6 protein-coding genes are annotated in these 6,506 nt (G+C 58.7%); 2 read left to right on the plus strand and 4 right to left on the minus strand.

The annotated features are described in order from the left end of the window. The coding region (locus VF436_RS19375; protein ID WP_330905692.1) for an NAD(P)(+) transhydrogenase (Re/Si-specific) subunit alpha at positions 1-816 on the minus strand (816 nt) is incomplete at its 3' end. Between the two features lie 462 nt (positions 817-1,278). On the opposite strand from VF436_RS19375, the gene VF436_RS19380 reads away from it, so the two are divergent. Continuing rightward, a complete protein-coding gene (locus VF436_RS19380) occupies positions 1,279-2,946 on the plus strand; it encodes a cation:proton antiporter (protein WP_330905693.1) in 1,668 nt (555 codons plus the stop codon). A 124-nt stretch (positions 2,947-3,070) separates the two neighbouring features. Continuing rightward, a complete protein-coding gene (locus tag VF436_RS19385; RefSeq protein ID WP_330905694.1) occupies positions 3,071-4,291 on the plus strand; it encodes a DUF2252 family protein in 1,221 nt (406 codons plus the stop codon). Positions 4,292-4,430: 139 nt separating this feature from the next. Here the strand turns inward: VF436_RS19385 and VF436_RS19390 are convergent, their stop codons facing one another. The 3 genes from VF436_RS19390 to VF436_RS19400 all read right to left on the minus strand — a co-directional run. Next, the gene (locus tag VF436_RS19390) at positions 4,431-4,982 is read right to left on the minus strand and encodes a VOC family protein (RefSeq protein ID WP_330905695.1); all 552 of its coding nucleotides are present in this window, start codon (positions 4,980-4,982) and stop codon (positions 4,431-4,433) included. A gap of 54 nt (positions 4,983-5,036) precedes the next feature. Beyond that, entirely contained in the window at positions 5,037-6,269 is a 1,233-nt protein-coding gene (locus VF436_RS19395; protein WP_330905696.1) for an ABC transporter permease, read from the minus strand. Next, the coding region (locus VF436_RS19400) for an ABC transporter permease (protein ID WP_414649884.1) at positions 6,266-6,506 on the minus strand (241 nt) is incomplete at its 5' end. The genes VF436_RS19395 and VF436_RS19400, both read right to left, overlap by 4 nt.

The following is a 6,506-nucleotide window of genomic DNA, read 5'->3' on the forward strand; positions in this document are numbered from 1 at the left end:
GATCTGTGTGCGAGACACCAACCGCGGTGCTATGCGTCCCGGCACGTTGGCGGTGGTGATAAGGAGATCGGCTTGCTGAATATGCCGGGTCAATACCTCTCTGGCCCGAGCCTGCTCTTCGGTCGTCAGCTCGCGTGCATAGCCTCCTTCACCGCGCGCGTCCACATCAGTGTCAATGAACTTGGCGCCCACCGACTGCGCCTGCTCTTTTGTCTCAGGACGCACGTCATAGCCCTCAGTAATGGCCCCAAGACGGTGCGCCGTGGCCAGCGCCTGCAATCCAGCCACTCCCAGCCCCATAACCAATACGTGCGCAGCACGCAACGAACCAACGGCAGTGGTCATCATCGGCAGAATACGTGGCAAGTGGACTGCGCCCAGCAGCGGCGCGTAATAGCCGGCCAATGCTGACTGACTGGACAACGCGTCCAGCGCCTGCGCACGGCTGATGCGCGGCACGCTCTCCAGCGCGAACACGCTGATGCGGCTGCTCTGCATGGATTCCAGAAGGTCGGGATGTTTCTGCGGGTAGACGAAGCTGGCCACCACCGCGCCTGGCTTCATCGACGCAATGATGGTGGCTGGCGGTGCCTGCACCGCAAGCACGATATCTGCGGTCTCCACCAGGCGCCTGGGATCGTCCACCATCTCAACGCCAACATAATCTGTGTCGGCAAATCCAGCGGCGGCACCGGCACCCGATTGTATTGCGATGCTCGCTCTCAGTTTGGCAAAGCGCGCCACCAGCGTCGGCACCATGGCGACGCGGCGCTCATCGGTGCACGTTTCCTTGAGTACAACGATCTTCAACGACATCACGCTACCCTGTGTTTGCGACGTCAACGAGTGTGCCGCTGACAGGGGAAATACCTCTTGATCTCGATCAAGGTGCGGCCTTGATCCAGGTGCCGATAGCGGCGTTTGATGTCTGTCCGTATCTCACTGATCTTAAGAAGAAAAAATTAAGATCATTTCTTCTTTCCCTTATTGATCACCGTATTGCTGTCACCCGCTTCTGAGTGTTGGATAGATCTGGTGCGGCCAAGCAGGTGACCGGACTGAGCGGCGATCTTCCATATCCGGACGGTTAGGCGTTGGGCTGCGCACAAATCGAGCAAGCCATGGCTTATGAATCGACACCTGGTGCCAAGGCCATTCTGGTTCCGTAATTGGTGTCTGGTCGCATCTGGCTGGCCAGGATACGAATCCTGGTCAGTCCTCTATGCTATGGCGAGATGACCGCGCTCACGTGACGCAGCGGCACCCTATGGAGCCACGATGCAGACAATCATCATTCTGTTGGTCATGACGCAGCTGGTGATTGCGGCCGCCGCTGTGTTGGGGCCGAAAATGAAAATTCCCGGGCCGCTGATTCTCGTTATGGCCGGCATCGGCGTCAGTGCGCTGCCGTTCGTACCTGATGTGGTGATCAATCCGCACATCATCGTGCTGGGATTGTTGCCGCCTTTACTGTACGCGTCGGCCACGGCCGTGCCAGCGATGAACTTGCGGCGCGAATTTACCGCAGTCAACCTCCTGTCGATCGTACTGGTCGTCGTCAGTGCGCTGGTACTGGGAGCATTGTTTGCCTGGATGATTCCAGGATTGGGCTTGGGCTGGGGTGTCGCCCTGGGTGCCACCTTGAGCCCGACCGATGCGGTGGCCACCACGATCATCAAGGGCAGGGGAGTGCCAGAGCGCGTGAGCGCCATGCTTGAAGGCGAAGGATTGCTCAACGATGCCAGTGCCCTGATCGTGCTGCGCACGGCAATCATTGCGACCTCGCTGGGTTTTTCGTTCTGGCCGACGGTGGGGAGCTTCATCTACGCCATCATGGTCGCCGTGCTGATCGGCCGGTTGGCCGCCAGGATCAACCTGGCCATGCGGCGTCGGATTCACGAGGAAGCGGTCAACACGGTGCTGTCATTCACGACGCCGTTCATTGCCGCCATTCCCGCCGAGCTACTGCATGCGTCGGGGCTGGTTGCCGCCGTGGTCGCCGGCTTCTTCATCGGGACGCAGGCGCCACGCGAACTACCACCCGGACATCGCGTCTCCGACTCCCGCAACTGGGCCACGTTGGAGATCAGCCTGGAAGGCGTGATCTTTCTTACCATGGGCCTGCAATTGGCGACCATTATTCGTCAGGTGCGGATGGAATCGTCTGGCCTTGAGCGAGGCTTGCTCATCGCCTTGATCGCATTCGTGCTCACGGTGGCGGTGCGTGCAGTATTCGTGACGCCGCTGTTGTGGTTTTCACACCGGCGATCGTTGCGCGAACAGGCCCGGCAACCTCAAATCATGGCGATGCAACAGGAACTGGAAGCCGGCCGTGTCCCCGATGCCATTGCGCACCGCGCGCGTCGCTGGAAGCTGCCACTGGGCGAACGGATGCTCGGACGCATCACCCGCCGCGTACGACGCCACCTGGCGGACCTTGATCATTTCTCACGTCAACCGCTGGACAGGGCCAGTACGGTCGTGGTGATCTGGGCCGGCATGCGCGGCGCGGTGACAGTGGCCGCCGTGCAGTTGCTTCCCGACGCGACACCCCATCGTCCATTGCTGGTGTTTATCGCCTTTGCGGTCGCCGCGTTGTCGTTGCTTATCCAGGGCGGCAGCGTCGGCATGCTGGTTGCCTGGCTGTTTCCCAGGGGCGAGAGCGAGGCGGCTCGCCTGGTGCGAGAAGCCGAACGCACGCGGATCAGGCAATTGCTGGAACAGGTGGTGGCCAAGGTCGAACGCAAGGAGGACATGACCGCCAAGACATACCGGCTCGCCGTGCTTTCGGCCAAGCGAAATGCCCTGCTTGACCTGCGGGACGATGGGTTGTTCAGCAGCGAGGAATTGATGGTTGCGATGCGCGACGTCGACATCGATGAAATGGTGCTGGAACTCAGAAGCGAGGCCGTGGAGAACCGTCATTCGCCCTCGGTCGAATCCTGACGCGTCCTGCGTGGCTGTTAAAACGGGAGTGGATTGACGCATCGGCTTCACGTCGAGCTTGGCATCGTTTTCGTCGTACGGCGGAAAAACATCTTCGCAATAACTTGCGAATGGAAAACAAGCCATGTCCAAGACGACCAAGCGTCCCTTCCGGCCATCCGAACGTGGCGCCCGGCTGACGCAACTGCGCAACCTGAAAATGTCTCGATCCGCGCATGCCTATGTGAGGGGAAGCACCGTACAGTTCTATGAGTGGCTCGACGAGCACGGCGCGGAACTGCCCCAAGGCCCTGCCATATGGATTTGCGGCGATTGCCACGTGAGCAACCTCGGGCCGATCGTCGACGCGAAGGGTGACGTAGCGATCCAGATTCGCGATCTTGACCAGACTGTCATTGGCAACCCTGCGCATGATCTGGTCCGCCTTGGCGTGTCGCTTGCCACCGCCGCGCGTGGCTCGGATCTACCTGGCGTCGTCACCGCGCGCATGCTCGAATCATTGATCGCTGGCTATGAATTAGCGCTTGCTCCCAGCGGACGCCAGACGCGCGAGCTCAAGCGGCCCCAGTCGGTGCATTTATTGATGAAGCGTGCACTTGGCCGCAAATGGAAGCATCTGGCCGCCGAGCGTATTGGTGACATGAAACCCGAACTGCCTCGTTCAGCCAGATTCTGGCCAGTCTCGGCAGCCGAACGCAAAGATATCCAGACGCTGATCAAGAGCCCTGGTGTGCATGACCTGGTCACCGATCTTGCCCATCGCGATGCCAGCGACGATATCGAAGTGCTCGACATGGCTTATTGGGTCAAGGGGTGCAGCTCGCTTGGCCGCTTGCGTTATGCGGTGCTGCTGCGCGTGGGCAAGAAATCCGGGGATGATCGTGGCCTGTGCCTGCTGGACATCAAGGAAGCACTCAAGGCCGCTGCACCACGCTCACCGGAGGCGCCCATGCCCCGTCACAACGGCGAGCGCGTAGTGGCCGGAGCCCATGCGCTGTCCCCCAATCTGGGAAGCCGTATGCTCGCCGCGCGCGTGCAGGATACATCGGTCTTCGTGAGGGAGTTGCGGCCCGAAGACCTGAAAATCGATCTCGAAGCCCTCACGGAAACCGAAGCCATGGATGCTGCCCGCTATCTGGGTAATGTGGTCGGCAGAGCGCATGCCAGTCAATTGGACAAAGAGCAACGCAAGGCGTGGCGTGCCGAACTGCGCCGCCGCCGTCCGGCTAACCTGGAAAGCCCGACCTGGTTATGGAAAAGCGTGGTCGCACTGGTGCAGACGCATGAAGGGGCCTACCTGGAGCATTGCCGGCGCTATGCACTGGGCATCAACGGGGCGACTTGACGTAGCGGAGGCCTGGTCCGCCGCAGGCCACCTAAGTGACAGACCGCTGGCAACATTGCCGAGAAAAACCACTCGGCAATGCTGTAAAACCATAGTGTGCTTGCTGTCCTGCACGCCGCCAGAGAGTCTCCGGGAAATTTCAGTATTTTCCGGAAGCTTCCAGTTGATCGAACAGCTGCTGCACGTTCGACTCCAGAAAGCCATCTTCACCGCTCCGGTTGATCAACTCAAAGCTCAGTCCAGTGTTTACACAACGCGATGAGAACGCCTGCGTAAGGCCTGGGCCGCGTATTACGGTGGTGTCGAAGGACAAACCACGTTGTGCGAGTGACTCCACGGTGTGGTCGACATCTTCAACGTCGAATGCGATGTGTGCAACACCCACGCCATAATGCTTGATCAGCTGGGACACCTGGGAATCCGGATCGGAACCCTGGCAAAGCACGAAACGAATGCCGTTGCTCTCGAATTCGGCTGACAGCATGCCTGTGCGCTTTCCCTCCACGACAAGGCGTCGCTTCAATTCGAAACCGAGGATATCTTGGAACATCTGCACCGCCGCATCCAGATCGGTGACAGCCAGCGCAATATGATCGATTTTACGAAAAGGGTGGGGGCCCGCTTCGATGGGGCCTTCTGAGGTCATGCGGGTGCTGGTTTCTTCTTCGGCTAGCGTCAAGGTGTCGTTCATGTTCTGGTCTCTTGGTCCATGAGTTAAAGGGCGCCAAATCGCTTGTGACAGACATCAACCATTGGCACGAATTGCAACAACCGGCGTTACCATCGATGCCTTTACTGCCGGCCCGAGTACGGAGAGTTGACCGATAAATACGATGATCAATGCGCTTATCGGCAGGTAGGCCAGAGGCATGCGTCCGACTTCGTAGTGCTGGGAGAGCAATACGTTTACTCCATAAGCCATGCCCATGCCGATGACAACGCCCATCGCCGATAGCAGGAAGTTTTCGGTATGGAAGTAGGCAAGGATGTCATGCCGGCGAGCCCCCAGGGCGCGGCGAATGCCGATTTGCCTGCGACGTTGGCGCACCCAGAAACTGGACAAGCCTACGATGCCGAATGCTGTTACCAATAGCATCGTTGCGCAGACCAGCATCAGTATCCAGATGGTACTTTTGGTGCTGGCGAAGTAGTCGTCACGAATAGCTTCAAAGGTCTGTCCCTTGACCACCGCGCTAGGTTCGATCGTCGACAGCCGATCGACCGCACTGCGAAGGATCTTGTCGCGCGATGAGGCGTCGCTTCGTATGACGTAGTAACTCAAGCCCGCCGCGGGAGCCAGCGGAAAGAACGCAGACCAATATGCACCGTTGCGGTTGCCACTATTGATGGTCATGCTCGGAGCAAGCACGTCGGCAATAACGCCTACTACCTGATAGCTGTCTCCAGCGCGGCTGTAGAGGGTTTTCCCCAGGGCGTCATCATTGGGCCATATACGCTTGGCGTAGCTCTCCGTGATGATGACGCTATGGCCAACGGAGGCATAATTGTTGTTGAGTTTGCCGCCAGCGTATTCGTCACCGTTGAACCAGCGGCCACGCAACAGGCGCAAGCCAAGGCTCCGTTCGGCGCCTGATGCAAGAAAGTACGTCGAAGTATTGACTGTTCGCTTTTCGCCCGCCTGGGCACTAAAGCCGTTTTGCCACGCATTGTCTGTCAATGGCAGGGTATTGGTGATTGATACCGATGAAACCCCAGGAATTCCTCGCAGCAGGTCGAGGTTGCGTGGGATCGTGTTGACTGCCTGATCCGGATCGCTTCCATCGATCGTCACGACGGAAATGCCTTGCTCATCCATATTGTTGGCAAGTTGTAGATCTGTGACTTTTTCACTGATCATGAAGACCGCATTGCACATGACCGCACAAGCCAATGCAACTTCACAAATGATCAGGATGGCGGGAATGAGATGCCTACGTAAGCTCGACAAGATTGGCATGATATCCATATTGATGCTCACGACGCCTTCAGTTGTGGGGCAGGCGACACAATGCAGGCCCGCCACGCCGGGATCAGACCTGCCACCAGGCCGACCAATGCAGATAAAGAAAATGCCGCCAGGAACATCGTCGCATCCAGGTGCGCTAGCGACGCGTACTGCACCGGTCGGCTACGTATGCCCCAGAGGCCAAGTTCAGTGAAAAACAGTCCCGCGATGCCACCGACCAACCCTACAATGGCCGCCTCGACCATGAAT

Source organism: Dyella sp., from assembly GCF_036384435.1.
Taxonomy (GTDB): domain Bacteria; phylum Pseudomonadota; class Gammaproteobacteria; order Xanthomonadales; family Rhodanobacteraceae; genus GSA-30.

Bases quoted from the DNA above. Each gene is read 5' to 3' on its own strand.
- VF436_RS19380 (WP_330905693.1), top strand. From the start codon at position 1,279: ATGCAGACAATCATCATTCTGTTGGTCATGACGCAGCTGGTGATTGCG.
- VF436_RS19390 (WP_330905695.1), bottom strand. From the start codon at position 4,982: ATGAACGACACCTTGACGCTAGCCGAAGAAGAAACCAGCACCCGCATG.
- VF436_RS19385 (WP_330905694.1), top strand. From the start codon at position 3,071: ATGTCCAAGACGACCAAGCGTCCCTTCCGGCCATCCGAACGTGGCGCC.